20 protein-coding genes are annotated in these 17,136 nt (G+C 69.4%); 14 read left to right on the top strand and 6 right to left on the bottom strand.

The features are described from left to right. The first annotated feature begins 13 nt into the window (after positions 1-13). From grxC to ACFYLW_RS10905, 7 genes are read left to right on the top strand one after another with little or no spacing between them, the layout of a single operon-like run. Positions 14-271: a glutaredoxin 3 gene (grxC, locus tag ACFYLW_RS10935; RefSeq protein ID WP_312065260.1), complete on the top strand. Its 258-nt coding sequence runs from the start codon at positions 14-16 to the stop codon at positions 269-271. Further along, entirely contained in the window at positions 271-1,110 is an 840-nt protein-coding gene (locus ACFYLW_RS10930; protein WP_312065261.1) for a carbon-nitrogen hydrolase family protein, read from the top strand. The genes grxC and ACFYLW_RS10930 overlap by 1 nt, the downstream gene beginning before the upstream one ends. Then, a complete protein-coding gene (locus ACFYLW_RS10925; RefSeq protein ID WP_312065262.1) occupies positions 1,107-1,541 on the top strand; it encodes a DUF1178 family protein in 435 nt (144 codons plus the stop codon). Before ACFYLW_RS10930 ends, ACFYLW_RS10925 begins: the two co-directional genes overlap by 4 nt. A 3-nt stretch (positions 1,542-1,544) precedes the next feature. Beyond that, a complete protein-coding gene (locus ACFYLW_RS10920; RefSeq protein WP_312065263.1) occupies positions 1,545-2,360 on the top strand; it encodes a helix-turn-helix domain-containing protein in 816 nt (271 codons plus the stop codon). Between the two features lie 36 nt (positions 2,361-2,396). Further along, positions 2,397-2,855, top strand: coding sequence for a DUF6265 family protein (locus ACFYLW_RS10915; RefSeq protein WP_312065264.1), 459 nt, complete (start codon positions 2,397-2,399; stop codon positions 2,853-2,855). 11 nt (positions 2,856-2,866) lie between these two features. Continuing rightward, positions 2,867-3,355 (top strand): GNAT family N-acetyltransferase, encoded by a 489-nt coding sequence (locus ACFYLW_RS10910; RefSeq protein ID WP_312065265.1) that lies wholly within the window; start codon positions 2,867-2,869, stop codon positions 3,353-3,355. Positions 3,356-3,380: 25 nt separating this feature from the next. Next, the gene (locus ACFYLW_RS10905; protein ID WP_312065266.1) at positions 3,381-3,941 is read left to right on the top strand and encodes a lipocalin family protein; all 561 of its coding nucleotides are present in this window, start codon (positions 3,381-3,383) and stop codon (positions 3,939-3,941) included. Here ACFYLW_RS10905 and ACFYLW_RS10900 read toward each other — a convergent pair. The 3 genes from ACFYLW_RS10900 to ACFYLW_RS10890 are packed head-to-tail and all read right to left on the bottom strand — an operon-like array spanning position 3,938 to position 5,404. Then, positions 3,938-4,480 (bottom strand): AAA family ATPase, encoded by a 543-nt coding sequence (locus tag ACFYLW_RS10900; RefSeq protein WP_312065267.1) that lies wholly within the window; start codon positions 4,478-4,480, stop codon positions 3,938-3,940. The genes ACFYLW_RS10905 and ACFYLW_RS10900 overlap by 4 nt on opposite strands. Then, positions 4,477-5,295: a bifunctional 2-polyprenyl-6-hydroxyphenol methylase/3-demethylubiquinol 3-O-methyltransferase UbiG gene (gene ubiG, locus ACFYLW_RS10895; protein ID WP_313471890.1), complete on the bottom strand. Its 819-nt coding sequence runs from the start codon at positions 5,293-5,295 to the stop codon at positions 4,477-4,479. The genes ACFYLW_RS10900 and ubiG overlap by 4 nt, the downstream gene beginning before the upstream one ends. Continuing rightward, the gene (locus tag ACFYLW_RS10890; protein WP_255413100.1) at positions 5,282-5,404 is read right to left on the bottom strand and encodes a hypothetical protein; all 123 of its coding nucleotides are present in this window, start codon (positions 5,402-5,404) and stop codon (positions 5,282-5,284) included. Before ACFYLW_RS10890 ends, ubiG begins: the two co-directional genes overlap by 14 nt. On the opposite strand from ACFYLW_RS10890, the gene ACFYLW_RS10885 reads away from it, so the two are divergent. The 5 genes from ACFYLW_RS10885 to ACFYLW_RS10865 all read left to right on the top strand — a co-directional run bounded on the left by ACFYLW_RS10885 (position 5,352) and on the right by ACFYLW_RS10865 (position 11,882). After that, positions 5,352-6,626 carry an aspartate kinase gene (locus ACFYLW_RS10885; protein ID WP_292085139.1) on the top strand — a complete coding sequence of 425 codons (1,275 nt, stop codon included), beginning with the start codon at positions 5,352-5,354 and terminating at the stop codon, positions 6,624-6,626. The genes ACFYLW_RS10890 and ACFYLW_RS10885 overlap by 53 nt on opposite strands. A gap of 59 nt (positions 6,627-6,685) precedes the next feature. Next, positions 6,686-8,953 carry a phosphoenolpyruvate--protein phosphotransferase gene (gene ptsP, locus ACFYLW_RS10880; RefSeq protein ID WP_292085140.1) on the top strand — a complete coding sequence of 756 codons (2,268 nt, stop codon included), beginning with the start codon at positions 6,686-6,688 and terminating at the stop codon, positions 8,951-8,953. Positions 8,954-9,047: 94 nt separating this feature from the next. After that, complete coding sequence (locus ACFYLW_RS10875) at positions 9,048-10,088, top strand: helix-turn-helix domain-containing protein (RefSeq protein WP_313471891.1); 1,041 nt, start codon at positions 9,048-9,050, stop codon at positions 10,086-10,088. Positions 10,089-10,152: 64 nt separating this feature from the next. Next, positions 10,153-11,283, top strand: coding sequence for a flavodoxin-dependent (E)-4-hydroxy-3-methylbut-2-enyl-diphosphate synthase (gene ispG / locus ACFYLW_RS10870; RefSeq protein WP_312066008.1), 1,131 nt, complete (start codon positions 10,153-10,155; stop codon positions 11,281-11,283). Positions 11,284-11,285: 2 nt separating this feature from the next. Next, positions 11,286-11,882: a glutathione S-transferase N-terminal domain-containing protein gene (locus ACFYLW_RS10865; protein WP_312066010.1), complete on the top strand. Its 597-nt coding sequence runs from the start codon at positions 11,286-11,288 to the stop codon at positions 11,880-11,882. A 59-nt stretch (positions 11,883-11,941) separates the two neighbouring features. Here the strand turns inward: ACFYLW_RS10865 and ACFYLW_RS10860 are convergent, their stop codons facing one another. Both ACFYLW_RS10860 and ACFYLW_RS10855 read right to left on the bottom strand, forming a co-directional pair. Next, entirely contained in the window at positions 11,942-12,724 is a 783-nt protein-coding gene (locus ACFYLW_RS10860) for a sulfite exporter TauE/SafE family protein (protein ID WP_292085148.1), read from the bottom strand. A gap of 78 nt (positions 12,725-12,802) precedes the next feature. Beyond that, positions 12,803-13,411 carry a response regulator gene (locus ACFYLW_RS10855; protein WP_312066012.1) on the bottom strand — a complete coding sequence of 203 codons (609 nt, stop codon included), beginning with the start codon at positions 13,409-13,411 and terminating at the stop codon, positions 12,803-12,805. Between the two features lie 188 nt (positions 13,412-13,599). On the opposite strand from ACFYLW_RS10855, the gene prfA reads away from it, so the two are divergent. Next, positions 13,600-14,667 (top strand): peptide chain release factor 1, encoded by a 1,068-nt coding sequence (gene prfA / locus ACFYLW_RS10850; RefSeq protein ID WP_312066014.1) that lies wholly within the window; start codon positions 13,600-13,602, stop codon positions 14,665-14,667. Positions 14,668-14,712: 45 nt separating this feature from the next. Here prfA and ACFYLW_RS10845 read toward each other — a convergent pair whose 3' ends face one another. Then, positions 14,713-15,972: a YihY/virulence factor BrkB family protein gene (locus tag ACFYLW_RS10845; protein WP_312066016.1), complete on the bottom strand. Its 1,260-nt coding sequence runs from the start codon at positions 15,970-15,972 to the stop codon at positions 14,713-14,715. A gap of 66 nt (positions 15,973-16,038) precedes the next feature. Between ACFYLW_RS10845 and prmC the strand changes: the two genes are divergently transcribed. Next, a complete protein-coding gene (prmC, locus tag ACFYLW_RS10840) occupies positions 16,039-16,935 on the top strand; it encodes a peptide chain release factor N(5)-glutamine methyltransferase (protein WP_312066019.1) in 897 nt (298 codons plus the stop codon). The last annotated feature ends 201 nt before the right edge of the window (positions 16,936-17,136 follow it).

Raw genomic sequence — 17,136 nt, 5'->3', positions numbered from 1 at the left:
AGGAGTTCCTGAGTTGGCCGAAGTCGTCATCTACACCAAGCCCGGTTGCCCCTATTGCGTCGCCGCCATGGGCCTGCTCACCCGCAAGGGCGCCGAGTTCACCGAGATCGTCGCCTCGAACGACCCGGAAAAGAAGGCCGAGATGGTCGCGCGTTCGGGCGGCAAGGCCACCTTCCCGCAGATCTTCATCAACGGCCAGCACGTCGGCGGCTCGGACGACATCCACGCCCTGGACCGCAGGGGCGGTCTGGATCCCCTCCTGGCGGCCTGATGGGCGAGCGGCTCGAGGTCGCGCTGATCCAGGCGCGGACGCCGGCGACGGCGCCCGCGGGGCTGGCCCATGTCGAGCCGCTGATCCGCCAGGCGGCGGCGGGCGGGGCGCAATTGATCCTGACGCCCGAGGGGACCAACTTCCTCGAGCAGCGCCGGGCCCTGCGCGACGCCGCCCTGTCGAGCGAAGAGGCCGACGCGGCGGTTCTGGGCCTTCGCGCCCTGGCGGTGGAACTGGGCGTCTGGCTGCTGATCGGCTCGGCCATCGTGCGATCGAGCGCGCCCGGCGACGCCCGCGCCGCCAACCGCTCCCTGCTGATCGACCCGACCGGGGCGATCACGGCCCGCTATGACAAGCTGCACGTCTTCGATGTCGATCTGGCTGATGGCGAGACCTATCGCGAGAGCGCCTCGGTGCGGCCGGGCGACGCCGCCGTCGTGGCCGACACCCCCTGGGGCGGCCTGGGCCTGACCATCTGCTACGACGTGCGCTTCCCCCATCTGCATCGCCAACTGGCCCAGGCCGGAGCGGCCATGATCGCCGTCCCCGCAGCCTTCACCCGCCCGACCGGCGAAGCCCACTGGGAGACCCTCCTGCGTGCCCGCGCCATCGAAACCGGCGCCTTCGTCCTGGCCCCGGCCCAGGGCGGAACCCACGAGGACGGTCGTCAGACCTGGGGCCGCTCCCTGATCGTCGGTCCCTGGGGCGAGGTCATCGCCCGCGCCGACCACGATGAACCCGGCGTCCTGCACGCCGCCCTGGACCTGAGCGCCGTGGACCGCGCCCGCGCCTCCATCCCGGCCCTGCGTCACGACCGCGAATTCGACCCGCCGCAATGATCCGCTACGCCCTGTTCTGCGACCACGACCACGGCTTCGAGGCCTGGTTCGCCTCTTCGACCGACTATGACGATCAGGCCGCGCGCGGTCTGGTGGAGTGCCCCTTCTGCGGCTCGACGGCCGTGCGCAAGCAGGTCATGGCCCCGTCCGTCGCCGGCACGAAGAAGACCGCCCCTTCGCCGGACGCCATGAAGCAGGTGCAGTCCATGATGATGCAGGCGGCGCGCGAGGTGCGCGACCATGTCGAGCAGAATTTCGACTATGTCGGCGACGCCTTCGCCCGCGAGGCCCGCGACATCCATGAAGGCCGCTCCGAAAAGCGCGAGATCTACGGCGAGGCCACGCCCGCCGAGGTGAAGAAGCTGAAGGACGACGGCGTCCCCTGCGCTCCCCTGCCCAGCCTGCCGCCCGACCCGAAGAAGGCGAACTGACGCATGGGAGAGGGGGAACGTTATCAGGAGTTCGCGCCGCCGCCGTCTCTGCGGCCCTTCGTGCGCGTCCTGTGGACCTATGCGGCGCCGACCCCGACCGGCGAGGTGCAGCGCATCGCCCCCGACGGCTGTCCCGAACTGGTGATCGATTTGGCCGCCCCCTACGAGGAAGCGGGCGAGGACGGCGTCTTTCGGCCCCAGCCGCCGGTCATCTTCGCCGGTCAGATGACCCGGCCCATGGCCATCCGTCCGGTCGGCCCGGTGGAGATCGTCGCCGCCAAGTTCGAGCCGGACGGGGCGCGGGACTTCCTGGCCCGTCCGCTGATCGAGGCGACGGACCTGCGGCTGGACCTCACGGCGCGGCTACGCGGCTTTACCGCTTCGTCCGGCGATCCGGCGGCCCAGGCGGCGGCTCTGGCCGACTGGCTGGAAGTTCAGCGTCAGGCGGGCGGTTGGCGCATCGATCCCGGCGTGCGCGGCCAGGTCGACGCCGCCGAACGCGAGAACGAGGGGCTTGCGCTCAACCCCGCCGAACGCCGCGCCCTGCAACGCCGTTTCCGCGACCGCGTCGGCGTGGCGCCGCGCACCCTGCGCTCGGTCTTCCGCTTCCGGCGCATTTTCGACCATGCCACGGGCCCGGACGCCGACGCCGCCTCCTGGCTGGAGGCCGGTCTGGCCGCCGGCTATTTCGATCAGCCCCAGATGGCCCGCGATTTTCGTCGCTTCCTCGGCTGCACCGCCACCGAATGGGCGCGCGATCAGATCGAACTGGCCCGGCAGTTGGCGTCGCAATCCTACAAGCGGGACGGGCGGGATTGATCTAGGCTCCTTTCCGAACCGATGAGGGAGACTTCGATGGCCTTGCTGACCGCGCTTTCGGCCGCCGCCCTGATACAGGCGGCGCCCGCGCCCGACCTGTCGTGGCTGGCCGGCTACTGGCTGGACTGTTCGCGAGGGCGCGAGGCGTCGGAGACCTGGAGCGACCCGCGCGCGGGTCTGATGGTCGGTCATACCGTGACTGTGCGCAATGGCCGCAGCGGCTTCGAGTTCGCGCGCATCACCCGCCTGCAGGACGGCGCCCTGGCCTATGTCGCGCAGCCGGCCGGGGCCGGACCGACCCCCTTCCGCCTGATCGAAAGCGGGCCGCAGCGGGCGGTTTTCGCCAATCCCGCCAACGACTTTCCGCACCGCATCCTCTATCAGCGCGCGGGGGATGTGCTGACCGCCCGTATCGAAGGGGCGAACGACGATGAGACCCGGAGCGTGGAATGGAACTTCAACAAGGCGGAGCTGAACGCTCGTTGTCCCAGCTAAGCTGGCGACCCATGACGCCCGACGACGTCGACGGCGTCGTCGCGGTGGCCCGCCTGTCCTTTCCCGACCATTTCGAGGCGCGCGAGTGCTTCGCCGAGCGTCAGCAACTGGCGCCCGAGGGCTGCTTCGTCCTGTCCGACGCCGCCGGAACCGTCATGGGCTACCTGATGGCTTATCCGTGGAAGCGCAACGCCGCCCCGCCGCTGGACAGCCTGATCGGCGCCGTCCCGGAAGACGCTGAGGTCATCTATCTGCACGACCTGGCCGTGCGCCCCGACACGCGCGGAGGCGGCTACACCCGCCTGATCGTCGAGCGCCTGGCCGAACAGGCGAGGGCGGCGGGCTGGCCCGAGATCGCCCTGGTGGCCGTCAATGAGGCGACCGCCTTCTGGGAGCGCAACGGCTTCGTCGTCCAGAACCCGCCCGGCATGGCCGAGAAACTGGCCAGCTACGGCGCCGACGCCCGCTACATGATCCGGACGCTCCAAGCGGAACCTTAAGCCGGGCTCGGGCCTTTCGGACCCCATGAGCTTCAAGCGCACCCTTCCCCTCGTCCTGCTGGCCGGCGCCGCCCTGGCCCTCGGCGCCTGCGCCACCCTGCAACGCGGGCCGGTCGGCAACGCCGCCGTGCCGCAACCCGCCAAGTCGGTGGACCTGAACCGCTATCTCGGCCGCTGGTACGAGCTGGCGCGCTACGAGGCCGGCTTTCAGAAGGATTGCGAGGCGGTGACCGCCGACTACAGCCTGCGCGACGACGGCCTGATCGGCGTGCTGAACCGCTGTCGCCAGGGCGCGGTCGACGGCCCCGTGAAACAGGCCGAGGCCCGCGCCAGGATCATTGAGGGCAGCGACAACGCCAAGCTGAAGGTCTCCTTCTTCGGTCCCTTCTATGTCGGCGACTACTGGGTGCTGGACCACGCCGACGACTACAGCTGGTCGATCGTCGGCGAACCCTCGGGCCGCTATCTCTGGATCCTCAGCCGCGAGGCCCGCCCCGCGGCGGAAACCCGTGAGGCCCTGCGCAACCGGGTTCAGACCCTGGGTTATGACCTGTCGCTGCTGCGCGAGACGCAGCAGCCCGGCTAGGCGGTGATGTTCGCCAGCACGAAGGCGACCCGGTCAGCGATCGGGGCCTTGGGCAACTCGATCAGCGTGTAACCGAAGCGCGGATAGACCTCGGTCATGACGTCGAAGGTGCGTTGCGCCTCGTCCAGATCCTGTCGGCGCTCGGCGTCCTGAACGAAGATCTCGGGCCAGACCGGAGCGATGAAGGCCTGCCTTGCATAGCGGGCTTCGCGCGCCGCCCGTTCGACATGAGCCGGGACCGGCAGGCCGCACAGGGTCAGGTAGCCGACCACGTCGGGCACGCCGCGATCAAAGAAGACCGGGGCGGCTGTATCCTCTGCGCGGGCATAGGCGTCCATATCGCGGTCCAGCATCAACTCGGCGAACAGGGCGCGGTCGCGCCAAGGCAGGGCTTGGCCGCCGATGGCCTGCTGGCGGCGGATGATCGCGCGTCCCGCCTCCGGCGAGGTCGCATGACCCGCCGCCGCCAGCGCCTCGATCAGGCTGGTCTTGCCCGATCCCGGCCCGCCGGTGACGAGGATGCGCCGCAGCGTCTTCACGCGTCCCGCGTCGCCATCATCATGTAGTTGATGCCCACGTCGTCGCCCTCGCTCCAGCGGTCGTTCAGCGGATCATAGGCCAGGCCATAGGGGCCGGTGACGGTCAGGGGCTCGCCGTCCAGCATGGCGCGCAGCTCCTCGGGCTTGAGGAACTGGCGCCAGTCATGGGTGCCGGCGGGGACCCAGCGCAGCACGTATTCGGCGGCGAACTTGCCCAGCAGCAGGCCCTTCAGGGTGCGGTTCAGGGTGGCGACGATCATCAGACCGCCAGGCTTGATCAGTTTCGAGCAGGCGCGGACGAAGGCCTCGGGATCGGCGACATGCTCGATCACCTCCATGGTCAGGACCACGTCGAAGGGGTCGGCGCCCGCTTCCACCATCTGTTCTACCGTGGCGGCGCGGTAGGCGATGTCTAGGCCCATCTGTTCGGCGTGGGCGCGGGCCGTGCCGATGTTCTCGGACGACGCGTCCAGGGCCGTGACCTCGAAGCCCATGCGCCGCATCGGTTCGGCGATCAGGCCGCCGCCGCAGCCGATGTCGATCAGGCTGAGGCCCTCAAACGGGGCCCGCGCCCGAACGTCGCGGCCATAGTGTTCGGCAGCCCGGTCGCGGACGAATTTCAGCCGGGCCGGATTGAAGCGATGCAGGGGCGCGAACGGGCCTTTCGGGTCCCACCACTCGGCCGCCTGGGCCGAAAAGCGCGCCACATCGGCGGGATCAATGCTCGGCCCCTCGGCACGATCGGTTGCAAAGGGTGAAAAACCCTCATCGCTTTGGGGTTTGCGCGGCTCAAGGCTGTCGTTAGAAGCGGACATGGCCGCAGGCATGAACCGCCTTGGCCGCCCATGCAAGCAGGGGACGAAACGCCACGATGACGCGGCCCGAAACGACACGACTGGTGATGAAGTTCGGGGGGACCTCCATGGGGGACCTCGAGCGTATTCGTCGTGCGGCGCGAATTATCGCCGCCGAGGCCGCCAAGGGCAAACAGATCGCCGTGGTGGTGTCCGCCATGGCCGGCAAGACCAATGAGCTGGTGGCCTGGACCGACGGCGCGGGACCGGCCGCCGCGGGCCTGCCCCTGTCGGACGACGAATACGATGTGGTGGTCGCCTCGGGCGAGCAGGTGACGTCAGGCCTTCTGGCCCTGACCCTGCGCAACATGGGCCTTAACGCGCGCAGCTGGATGGGCTGGCAGATTCCGATCCTGACCGACGACGCCCACGGTCGCGCCCGCATCGAGGACGTGCCTGGCGACGTCCTGGGCGCCGCAGTCGACAGCGGCCAGATCGCCATCGTGCCCGGCTTCCAGGGCGTGACCCGCGACGGCCGCATCACCACGCTCGGTCGTGGCGGCTCCGACACCTCGGCGGTGGCGGTGGCGGCGGCGCTCGGCGCCCCTTGCGACATCTACACCGACGTGGACGGCGTCTATACGACCGACCCCCGCATCGAGAGCCGCGCGCGGCGCCTGGAAAAGGTCTCCTACGAGGAGATGCTGGAAATGGCCTCGCTCGGGGCCAAGGTGCTGCAGACCCGCTCGGTCGAGCTGGCCATGGCCAAGCAGGTCCCGGTTCGGGTCCTGTCCAGCTTCATCGAGCCGGATGAGAATGGAAATCTGCCGGAAAACGCCGGCACCCTGATTTGTGACGAGGATGAGATCGTGGAAAAGCGCATCGTTTCCGGCGTGACCATGAGCCGGGACGAAGCCCGGATCACGCTGCTGGGTCTGGCGGACCGCACCGACGCCCCCGCCGACGTCTTCACGCGTCTGGCTGAGGCCAACGTCAATGTGGACATGATCGTGCAGAGCCAGGCCCGCACCGAGGGCGCGGTGAACCTGACCTTCACGACGGGTCGCCGCGACGCCCAGCGCGCCGCCGAGATGATGACCGCCGCCAAGGCCGAGATCGGCTTCGAGGAACTTCGCATCGACGCCGACGTGGCCAAGATCTCGGTCATCGGCGTCGGCATGCGCAGCCACGCGGGCGTGGCCCAGACCATGTTCCGGGCCCTGGCCGACAAGGGCGTCAAGTTCCAGGCCATCTCGACCTCGGAAATCAAGATCAGCGTCCTGATCGAGGACGCCTATTCCGAACTGGCGGTGCGGGCGCTGCACGCGGCCTACGGGCTCGACGCCCTATAGGAAAACAGCAACGCCGCCCTATCTGACGAGGTCAGCGGGGCGGTCAGGCGGGAGGCGGCATGGTGAAGGGCGGTTTGACGACGAGGGGGCCTCGCAACCTCCTGCGCCAGATCCGCGAAGCCATGGCCGGCGGCGGCCCGGCGCAGGATCGGCTGGACATGGTGGTGCGCGTCATCGCCCAGTCCATGGTCGCCGAGGTCTGCTCCATCTATCTGCGGCGCGCCTCGGGCGAACTGGAGCTGTTCGCCACCCAGGGCCTGAACCCCGAGGCCGTCCACAACACCCGACTGCGGCCCGGCGAGGGTCTGGTCGGCGAGGTGGCCCGGCTGGCCCAGCCGATCAGCCTGTCGGACGCCCCGTCCCATCCCAGCTTCTCCTATCGTCCGGAAACCGGCGAAGACCCCTTCCACGCCTTCCTCGGCGCGCCCTTGCTGCGCGGCGGCCGGGCCATCGGGGTTCTGGTCGTCCAGAACCGCGCCGCCCGTCGCTATGACGAGGAAGAGGTCGAGGATATCCAGACCATCGCCATGGTGCTGGCCGAGACGGTCGCCTCGGGTGAGCTTCTGGCCCAGGACGAACTGCGCGACGTCGAGGTGGCACCCCACCGCCCTGAACGGCTGAAGGGCCAGAAGTTCGCCGAGGGCTTGGCCTACGGCGTCGTCGTCCAGCACGAGGCCCCGCTGGCGCCCGAGCAACTGCTGTCCGACGACCCTGTCGCCGAGGAAAGGCGTCTGGCCGAGGCCCTGTCGGCGCTCAAGGCCGGCATCGACGACATGCTGGAAGGCGGTCAGGGCAAGCTGGGCGGGACCTCGTTCGAGGTGCTCGAGACCTATCGCATGTTCGCCGACGACCGGGGCTGGAACCGGTCGCTGGAGGAGGCGGTGCGCTCGGGCCTGACCGCCGAGGCGGCCGTCGACCGGGTCCGCAACGAACACCGCGCTCGCTTCGCCAAGGCCCGCGACCCCTATATCCGCGAGCGGCTGCACGACTTCGAGGATCTGGCCAACCGTCTGCTGCGGGTGCTGGCGGGCGACAATCCGGGTCAACGCGACCTTCCCGACGACGCCATTCTGGTGGCCCGTAACCTCGGTCCCGCCGACCTGCTGGAGTATCCGCGCCACAAGCTGCGCGGCCTGCTGCTGGAAGAGGGCTCGGCCGCCAGCCACGCGGCCATCGTCGCCCGCGCCCTGCAGATCCCCTGCGTCGGCCGCCTGCAAGGCCTGCGCGACCGCCTGTCGGAGGGCGATCAGGTCATCGTCGACGGCGAGACGGGCGAGGCCTATCTGCGGCCGCGTCCCGACATGCTGGCGGCGGTTCAGACCCGCATGGCTCTGCGCGAGCAGCGCCGGGCCGAGTTCGACCTGCTGCGCGACACGCCTGCGGTGACCAAGGACGGCTCCCGCATCACCATCCTGACCAACGCCGGTCTGGCCGTGGATCTGGAGAACCTGGACGCGACCGGAGCCGAGGGCATCGGCCTGTTCCGCACCGAGTTCCAGTTCATGGTCTCGGACGAACTGCCGCGCCTGGACGCCCAGACGGCGCTGTACAAGCTGGTGCTGGACGCGGCGGGCGACCGACCAGTCACCTTCCGCACCCTCGACATCGGCGGCGACAAGGTCCTTCCCTATCTGGACAATGAGCGGGAGGAGAACCCGGCGCTCGGCCGTCGCGCCATCCGTCTGGGTCTGGACCGTCCGGCCCTGCTGCGGATGCAGGTGCGCGCCCTTCTGGCCGCCGCCGCCGGGCGCGAACTGCGCGTCATGTTCCCCATGATCGCCACGGTGGACGAGTTCCGCGCCGCGCGCGAACTGGTCGATGTCGAGTGCGACTGGGCGCGGCGTCGCGGGCGGCCCCTGCCGTCCCTGCTGCGCGTCGGGGCCATGGTCGAATGCCCCAGCCTGCTGTGGCACCTGGACGCCCTGCTGCCCCTGACCGACTTTGTCTCGATCGGCACCAACGACCTGTTGCAGTACATGTTCGCCGCCGACCGGACCAATCCCCTGGTGTCGGATCGCTACGACCCCCTGTCGCCGCCCGCCCTGCGCGCCCTGGCCGAGATCCAGCAGAAGTGCGCCGACAGCGCCACGCCGGTTTCGGTGTGCGGCGAGCTGGCGGGCCGTCCGCTGGAGGCCTTCGCCCTCATCACCCTGGGCTACACCCGCCTGTCGGCGCCCGCCGGCGGGGTGGGGCCGGTCAAGCGGATGATCCTGTCGGCGGACCTGCCCGCCGCCCGTCGCGGCATGAACGTCCTGCTCGGCTCCTCGGCCGGGTCGGTGCGCGGCGAGATCGAGTCCCTGGCGCGCAAGCTGAACGTCATCGTTTGATCGAAGCGGAGCCGCTTTCCCGCGTTGCCCGGCGGGCGGGGCTCGTCTAAGCCAAGGGCAGGACGCCTTCGCGTCCGCACCAACGGAACCCCGCATGGATCAGGATCGGCAGGACGCGCCGTCCCTTGAGGACGCCGAGACGCTGGGCGAAGCCCTGCGCGCCGCCCGCCTCGCCTCGGGCCGGTCCATGGCCCAGCTGTCGACCATGACGCGGGTGCATCCGCGCTACCTGACGGCGCTGGAGCAGAACGAGTTCTCGGTCCTGCCGTCGCGCATCTTCTCCATGGGCTATGTCCGCGCCTATGCGGGGGCCCTGGGGCTGGACGAACTGACCGCCGTCGAGCGCTTCAAGCGCGAGTTCCCGGAAGCCGCCGTGCCGCTTCAGGCCCCGACCGGCGCCGCCCTGCAGCAGATGCGCCGCACCTCGCCCAAGATCCTCGCCGCCCTGGGCGTGCTGATCGTGGCCGTGGTCGGATGGAACGTCTTCCAGCGCGTGGTCCGCATCGAGCCGCCGCACCCCTCCGATCTGGTCGCCGTGCCCAGGAACTGGGCCGAGGAGGCCGACGCCGAGGTCGAGCGGGCCCTGTACCTCGGCGCGCCGCGCGCCGCCCCGCCGGACCAGACCACCCCGGCCCTCTACATCACGCCGGGGCTGGAGGCTCAGCTGACGGGTATCGACCCGGACGATCCCAACGCCGCCGTCGTGCTTCCCGCGCCGCCGGTGCAGGCCGCCTTCAACCCGCGAGGCGCGGTTTACGGCGCCTCGGCCACGACGTCCCAGGTCATTCTTCAGGCCAAGAAGCCTGCCGCCCTGGTGGTGCGGCAGGGCGACGGCCGCATCCTGTTCGCGCGCCAGCTGGCGGCGGGCGAGGCCTGGCGGGCGCCCCCCGGGCTCTCGGCCACGATCGACGTCTCGGACCCGGCCGCCTTCGACGTCTATCTGAACGGCGAGCACAGCGGGGCCCTGCCTGCGGCCCAGTCGCCGCTGGGGACCCTGAACGCCCGCGCGCAGACCGAAGCGCGCCAGTCGGAGGCTCGCGCCGCCGCAGCCGCCGAGGCCCAGGCCCGCGCCCGCGCCGCCCAGGCCGCTGCTCAAGCCGCCGCGCCGCCGCCGGCCGTCGCTCCCGCCGGATGAATCGTCGCGGTCCGCGGCTGATGTCGTGGTTTTGCCGTCGTTCCTCGCCTATGTTCCGCGCGACATGAGCAGTTCCGAATTCGGCCACATCCGTCCCTGGCGCCACATCGAGCGCCGCAAGAGCCGCCAGATCATGGTGGGGTCCGTCCCGGTCGGCGGCGACGCCCCGATCAGCGTCCAGTCGATGACCAACACCCCGACGACCGACGCGGCCGCGACGCTGGAGCAGATCCGTCAGCTGGAAGAGGCCGGGGCCGACATCGTCCGCGTCTCCTGCCCCGACGTGGAGTCAACAGCGGCCTTCAAGACGATCGCGCGTGAGGCCCGCGTGCCGCTCGTGGCCGACATCCACTTCCACTACAAACGCGGCATCGAGGCGGCCCAGGCGGGCGCCGCCTGCCTGCGCATCAATCCGGGCAACATCGGCTCGATGGATCGGGTCAAGGAGGTCGTCCAGGCCGCCCGCGACCACGGCTGCTCCATGCGCATCGGCGTCAACGCCGGGTCGCTGGAAAAGGAACTGCTGGAGAAATACGGCGAACCCTGCCCGGATGCGATGGTGGAAAGCGCACTGAACCACGCCCGCATCCTGCAGGACCTGGACTTCCACGAGTTCAAAATCTCGGTGAAGGCGTCCGATCCCTTCCTGACGGTGGCCGCCTATCAGCAACTGGCCGAGGCCATAGACTGCCCGCTGCACCTGGGCGTGACCGAGGCGGGACCCTTGCGCACCGGCACCATCAAGTCCGCCATCGGCATGGGCAGCATGCTGTGGGCGGGCATCGGCGACACCATCCGCGTCTCCCTGGCCGCCGACCCGGTCGAGGAGATCAAGGTCGGCTTCGACATTCTGAAGTCGCTGGGCCTGCGTCACCGGGGGGTGAACATCATCGCCTGCCCGTCCTGCGCCCGTCAGGGGTTCAACGTCATCGAGACGGTGGCGATCCTGGAAGAGAAGCTGGCCCACGTCTCGACGGCCATGTCGCTGTCGATCATCGGCTGCGTCGTCAACGGCCCGGGCGAGGCGCTTTACACCGACGTCGGCTTTACCGGCGGCGGCGCGGGCTCGGGCATGCTGTATCTGAACGGCAAGATCGCCCACAAACAGGCCAATGACGGCATGATCGACGAGATCGTCGCCCAGGTCGAAGCCAAGGCCGCCGAACTGGACGCCGCGCGCAAAGCCGCCGAGTAAACATGAAGCTCTACATCACCACCCCTTCGCCCTTCGCGCGCAAGGTCCGCATCGTCGCCCGTGAAAAGGGCCTGTCCGGCCGCATCGAGGAGATCGCCGTCGATCCCTACGCCAATGCGCCGGAGCTGCTGGCCACCAATCCGGTGGTGCAGGTGCCGACCCTGATCGCTGAGGACGGCCTGCCGCTGACCGACAGCCCGGTCATCGCCGAGTATCTGGACGCCATGGGCGCCGGTCCGCGCCTGCTGCCCGTCGAGGGGGCCGAGCGTCTGCGCGTCAAGCGTCTGGAGACCCTGGCCAACGCCGCGCTGGAGATGGGGGTCAAGCTGGTGCTGGAGAAGCGCCGTCCCGAGCACGAGCGTTCGCCGTCGTGGATGGAGCGCTGGACCTTCAACATGGGGCGGGCCCTGGACGCCCTGGAAGCGGCCGCGCCGGACGCCGAGGATTTCAACATGGGCGTGCTGAGCGCCGGGATCGTCGTCAGCTGGATCAGCTTCCGTCACCCGGACTACGACTGGAAGGCGGGCCGCCCCCATCTGGTCGCTCTGCAGGCTGCGCTGGAACAGCGTCCCAGCTTCCAGGCGACCGCGCCGGTCTGATGGCGACGAGGACTTGAGACGAAGGGGCGGGACGGGCTTCGGGTCGGTCCCGCCCCCTTCTATTTGCCGATCAGGCCGGCCAGTTGCGCGCCCTGGAAGGCGGCGAGGATCAGCAGCAGACCGCCGACGGCGTAGGTCAGAACCTTGCGCGGCACCTTCTTGACGATCAGGCCCGCAAACGGGGCGGCGATCAGGCCGCCGACGACCAGACCGGCCACGGCGGCGAGGTGGTTCTCCAGCGCCCCGGCCTCTTCCCAGTGACCCGTCACCAGGGCCCAGACGAAGGTGGCCGAGATGGCGACGGTCAGGAAGAACTCGGCGGTGTTGACCGTGCCGATGGCCTTGCGCGGATCATGTCCGGCGCCGACCATGGTGGAGGACACAGTCGGTCCCCATCCCCCGCCGCCGACGGCGTCCAGAAAGCCGCCGACCACGCCGATGGGGGCGGTGATCCAGGCGGGCAGGTGGCGGTGCGGCACGTCATGTCCGGCCCGCCACAGGATCCATACGCCGATCAGGGCCAGATAGCCGATGATGAAGGGCTTGATGACCGCCCCGTCGATGCCGGTCAGGACATAGGCCCCCAGTACCCCGCCGATCACGCCTGCGATGGCCAAGGGCAGAAACAGCCGCCATTCCACATTCCTGTGCCAGGCGTGGCTGCCCGCCGAGGCGGCGGTGGTGAAGACCTCGGCGGCGTGGACGCTGGCCGAGGCCGTCGCCGGCGGCACCCCCAGGGCCAGCAGGACCGATGAGGAGATGACGCCGTAGGCCATGCCCAGGGCGCCGTCGACCGCCTGGGCCAGGACGCCCACCAGCAGAAACAGGAAAAAAGTGTCCATTCAGCCCCCTAAGCCTCATCAGACGCAGGTCGCGGCCCCGGTGGCAATGGCCGGAGCCGCGCTTTGGTTGCGCGTGGATCAGCCGGCGGGCTCCAGCCGCGCCAGAGCGTCCAGCACGTCGCGGCCGGTATAGGGTTTGATCACCATGGCGGCGGCCAGTTCGGCGTTGGCGGCGGCCGCGCTGACGTCGCCCGACAGGAAGATGACCGGCACGCCCCAGCGCGCCTTCAGGCTGCGGGCCAGGTCGATCCCCGTGGCTTCGCCCGAAAGATTGATGTCCAGCAGGGCCGCGTCGATGGGGTGCAGGGCGGTGGCCGCCTCGGCGGCTTCGGCGCTGTGGAAGGGCCCGACCACGCGGTGTCCCGCGGCGTCCAGGGCCTCGGTCAGGGCGGCGGCGGCCTCGGCGTCGTCCTCGACCAGCAGGACGGTCATGGGCTCGGGCGCGGCCCGGACGTCCGGCGCTTCGGCCGGGGCCTGGCGCACCAGGACGGCGCGCACATAGGGCCACAGCTCGGCGGCGGGGCGGTCGGCGTCCAGGTCGAAGATCTTGGCCAGAGCCTTCAACTCGGTCTCGGCCTCGGGCGACACCGCGGCGTCCGAACGCTCAAGCAGCCCGTCGTAGAGGGCGCAAAGCCGCGCCACATTGGCGTCCGCCCCGGCGGTGGAATCCGCGTTTCCATCGAACATCCCTGTCTCCGTTCTTGTTTCAGCCACCGTCGAGCTAGGGGGTTTGCACCTGCGAAGGAACCGCCCTGACGGGCTTGTGACGGCTGTTCACAATCGCTCCATCTGCGCGTGTTCCGGCCTTTCCATCGACAGGGGCCGGTCGGGCGAGTAAGGCTCCGCGCTCGAAATTTCCTTCAAAGGACGCTCTCTTGCGACTGCCCCAGGCCCGTCTCGATCAGGTGCTCGACCGCTTCCACCAGGTGGAGGCGCGCATGGGCGCGGCCTCGGACGGCGCCGAGATCGTGCGCCTGTCGAAAGAGCACGCCGAGTTGAAGCCGGTGGCCGACGCGGTGCAGTCCCTGGCCCGCGCCCGCGCTGAGGTCGAGGATCTGAAGACCATGGCCTCGGATCCGGAAATGGCCGCCATGGCCGCCGACGAACTGGACGCCCTGAACGAGCGCCTGCCCGAGCTGGAGCGCGAGGTCGCCCTGCTTCTGGCCCCGCGCGACGCCGACGAAAACGCCTCGGCCGTGCTGGAAGTGCGCGCCGGCACCGGCGGGGACGAGGCGGCCCTGTTCGCCGGCGACCTGTTCCGCATGTATTCGCGCTACGCCCAGTCGCGTGGCTGGCGGGTCGAGATCGACAGCCTGACCGAGGGAGACGCGGGCGGCTACAAGGAGATCATCGCCACCGTCAGCGGCGAAGGCGTCTTTGGCCGTCTGAAGTTCGAAAGCGGCGTTCACCGGGTCCAGCGCGTGCCCTCGACTGAGTCGCAGGGGCGCATCCATACCTCGGCGGCGACCGTGGCGGTCCTGCCCGAAGTCGAGGACGTCGAGATCGAGATTCGCGATCAGGACATCCGCATCGACACCTATCGTTCGTCGGGCAGCGGTGGCCAACACGTCAATACGACCGACTCCGCCGTGCGCATCACCCACCTGCCCACGGGCATCATGGTGACCTCGTCGGAGAAGTCGCAGCACGTCAACCGCGACAAGGCGATGAAGAACCTGCGCGTGCGCCTGTACGACATGCAGCGCCAGGCCAAGGACGCCGCCCGTTCGGACGCGCGCAAGTCGCAAGTCGGTTCCGGCGACCGGTCGGAGCGCATCCGCACCTACAACTTCCCGCAGGGGCGCGTGACCGACCACCGCATCGGCCTGACCCTGCACAGCCTGCCGCAGATTCTGGAAGGCGACATCGACCCCCTGCTGAACGCCCTGATCGCCGAGGATCAGGCCGCTCGTCTGGCCGATCTGGAAGCCGAGTTCAGTTGAACCGGAAATTCTCCCTCCCGATGAAGGGGAGGGAGAAGCGTCGCGTTATCTGCGCCGCACGCGCCGCTTCAGCATCCGGTCGCCCAGGGCCTCGGCGTACTTCAGGGTGAAGGCGAGGGCCGCGGGATTGCCCCGGCGCGGGCCGACCGAATCCGCCATGACCGCGCCGCGCTCGCCGATGGGCAGGGGCGCGCCGGTGGTGGTGTCGATGGCGGTCTGATGCTCGATCTCGGCGTTCAGCCGGGCGCCCATCAGGATCACCTGCACCGAAAACCAGGTCCACAGCAGGAAACCCATGGCCGCCGCGAGCGGACCGTAGGAGTCGGTGCGCACGAAGTTGGTCAGGAACCAGCTGAACAGGAAGGACACCAGCAGGCTGAGCGCCGCCGCGAACAGGGCGCCCGGCGTCAGCCAACGCCACCGCGCTCGCGCCCGGCACGGCCCGATGCGATAGATGAGGGCAAGCGCCGCCACATAGCCGAGATAGAGCAGGGGCCAGCGCAGCGGCGCCAGATGGGCCCATTCCTCCTCCAGCCCAAAGACCGACAGAACCACGGGCACGCCGACCACCAGGGCGGAACTGACCAGAACCGCCAGAAGGCCGGAGACCGTGATCCCCATGCACAGCAGGTTGTAGGTGATGATGTTGCGCCGCTCGACCTCGTGATAGGCGAGATTGAGCCCGTAGAAGAGAGTCTTCACCCCGCCGTTGGCCGCCATCAGGGACAGGGCCAGGGTCCAGATGAGGGTGAAGGTCAGCTGCCCGGTCGAGCCGCCCGCCAGCCTGGTCATCTCGGCTCCCAGAAACTGGGCCACGTTCGACGGCAGCACCTCATAGAGGAAGCTCAGCTGGTTCCAGGCGTCGGCCGGATCGGCGAACAGGCCATAGATGGTGACGAAGGCGCCCAGTGTCGGAAACAGGGCCAGAAGCATGAAGAAGGTCACGCCCCCGGCGACAAAGCCGACCCGGTCGCCGAAGTAGCCCATTGTCGTGCGCCAGGCGATGTCGATCCACCCCTTGCGCGGAATGCGGACCGGGTGCTGGGCCAGCCGGCCGCGGCCGGGCTCCTTGGCGTCATAGTCCTCGGGCGTGGGATCGCGCGGAGGCAGGGGTTCGGGTCGCTTCGGCCGCAGTTCGACGCCGTACTTGTGCCCTTGCGTATAAAGAAGGTGCGCCGCCGTGGCTCCGGCCGCCAGACCGCTCGCCGCCGCGCCCAGATAACGCCAGATCGCGCCGCCGTTTTTGCGCCGACGCGTCGACCGTTTCAGAAGGTTCTGCATCCCCATCCGCCCCACAACGGCCACGCTCGCCGCCTGTTCCCGATCGGCTTGCGTCTTGAATTCCCGCCTCGCAATCGCCAATCAGCCCTCATGTCCGAAAACGTATCCGCCGCCCCGACCCTGCTGACCGCCTGGAAAGGCGCCCAGGCCCGCCTGAAGGCCGCCGGCATCGACAGTCCGTCGATCGACGCCCGCCTGCTGCTGGAGGCCTCGACCGGCGCGGGCCGTGTCGACATCCTGACCGATCCCTATCGCGTCGTCGACGCCGACAAGATCGCTGCGCTGGACGCCATGATCGAGCGTCGGCTGAAGCGCGAGCCCGTGTCGCGCATCCTGGGCAAGAAGGGCTTCTGGAAGATCATGCTGAACGTCACCCCCGACGTGCTCAGTCCGCGTCCGGACACCGAGACCCTGCTGGATGTCATCGTCCGCGCCTTTCCGCCGCACCGCGCCTTCGAGATGGTCGATCTGGGCACCGGCTCGGGCGCCATCCTGCTGGCGACCCTGATGGAGCGCGCCGGGGCGCGTGGCGTCGGCACCGACATCTCGACCGAGGCCATCGCCGTGGCCCGTGAGAACGCCGCCAATCTGGACCTCAACGGCCGCTGCACCTTCATCCGTACCGACTGGGCCGCGGGCTTCGCCGACGACAGCTTCGACCTGGTGGTGTCCAATCCGCCCTATATCCCGACCGGCGACATTCCCGGCCTGGACCCCGAGGTGCGTGAGCACGACCCGCATCTGGCGCTGGACGGCGGCCCTGACGGCCTGCAGCCCTATCGCGACCTGGCCCCCGAGATCGCCCGCATCCTGCGTCCCGAAGGCGTGTTCGCCGTGGAGATCGGCTGGGACCAGGGCGAGGCGGTCAAGGCCCTGTTCGAGGCGGCGGGCTTCACCGGCGTCAAGGTGGTCAAGGACCTGGGCGACCGCGACCGCGTCGTCACCAACGGCCCGGACCCGCGCGTCGATCCCCTTCCGGAAGCGTGACCGGGGCCGAGCGCAGGGCCTGCAACAAAACCCTTGGAAAGCGCTTCATCGCGCGCTAAGTCGTTTCTTGTCTCCCACTCAAACGCGGTCTTTTCGGGCAGGTTTGCTCGCTCAAGCGCGTCTGGGCCAGTGACGGTCGGGCCTGCAGGGCCCGGCGGACCACAGGGCGACGAACGGTTTTCCGAGCACATCGATACGGGG

This window comes from Brevundimonas sp. NPDC007368, assembly GCF_042869015.1.
Classification (GTDB): domain Bacteria; phylum Pseudomonadota; class Alphaproteobacteria; order Caulobacterales; family Caulobacteraceae; genus Brevundimonas.
The sequence above is the reverse complement of the archived record's forward strand: the minus strand, read 5'-3'. Positions and strand labels throughout refer to the sequence as shown.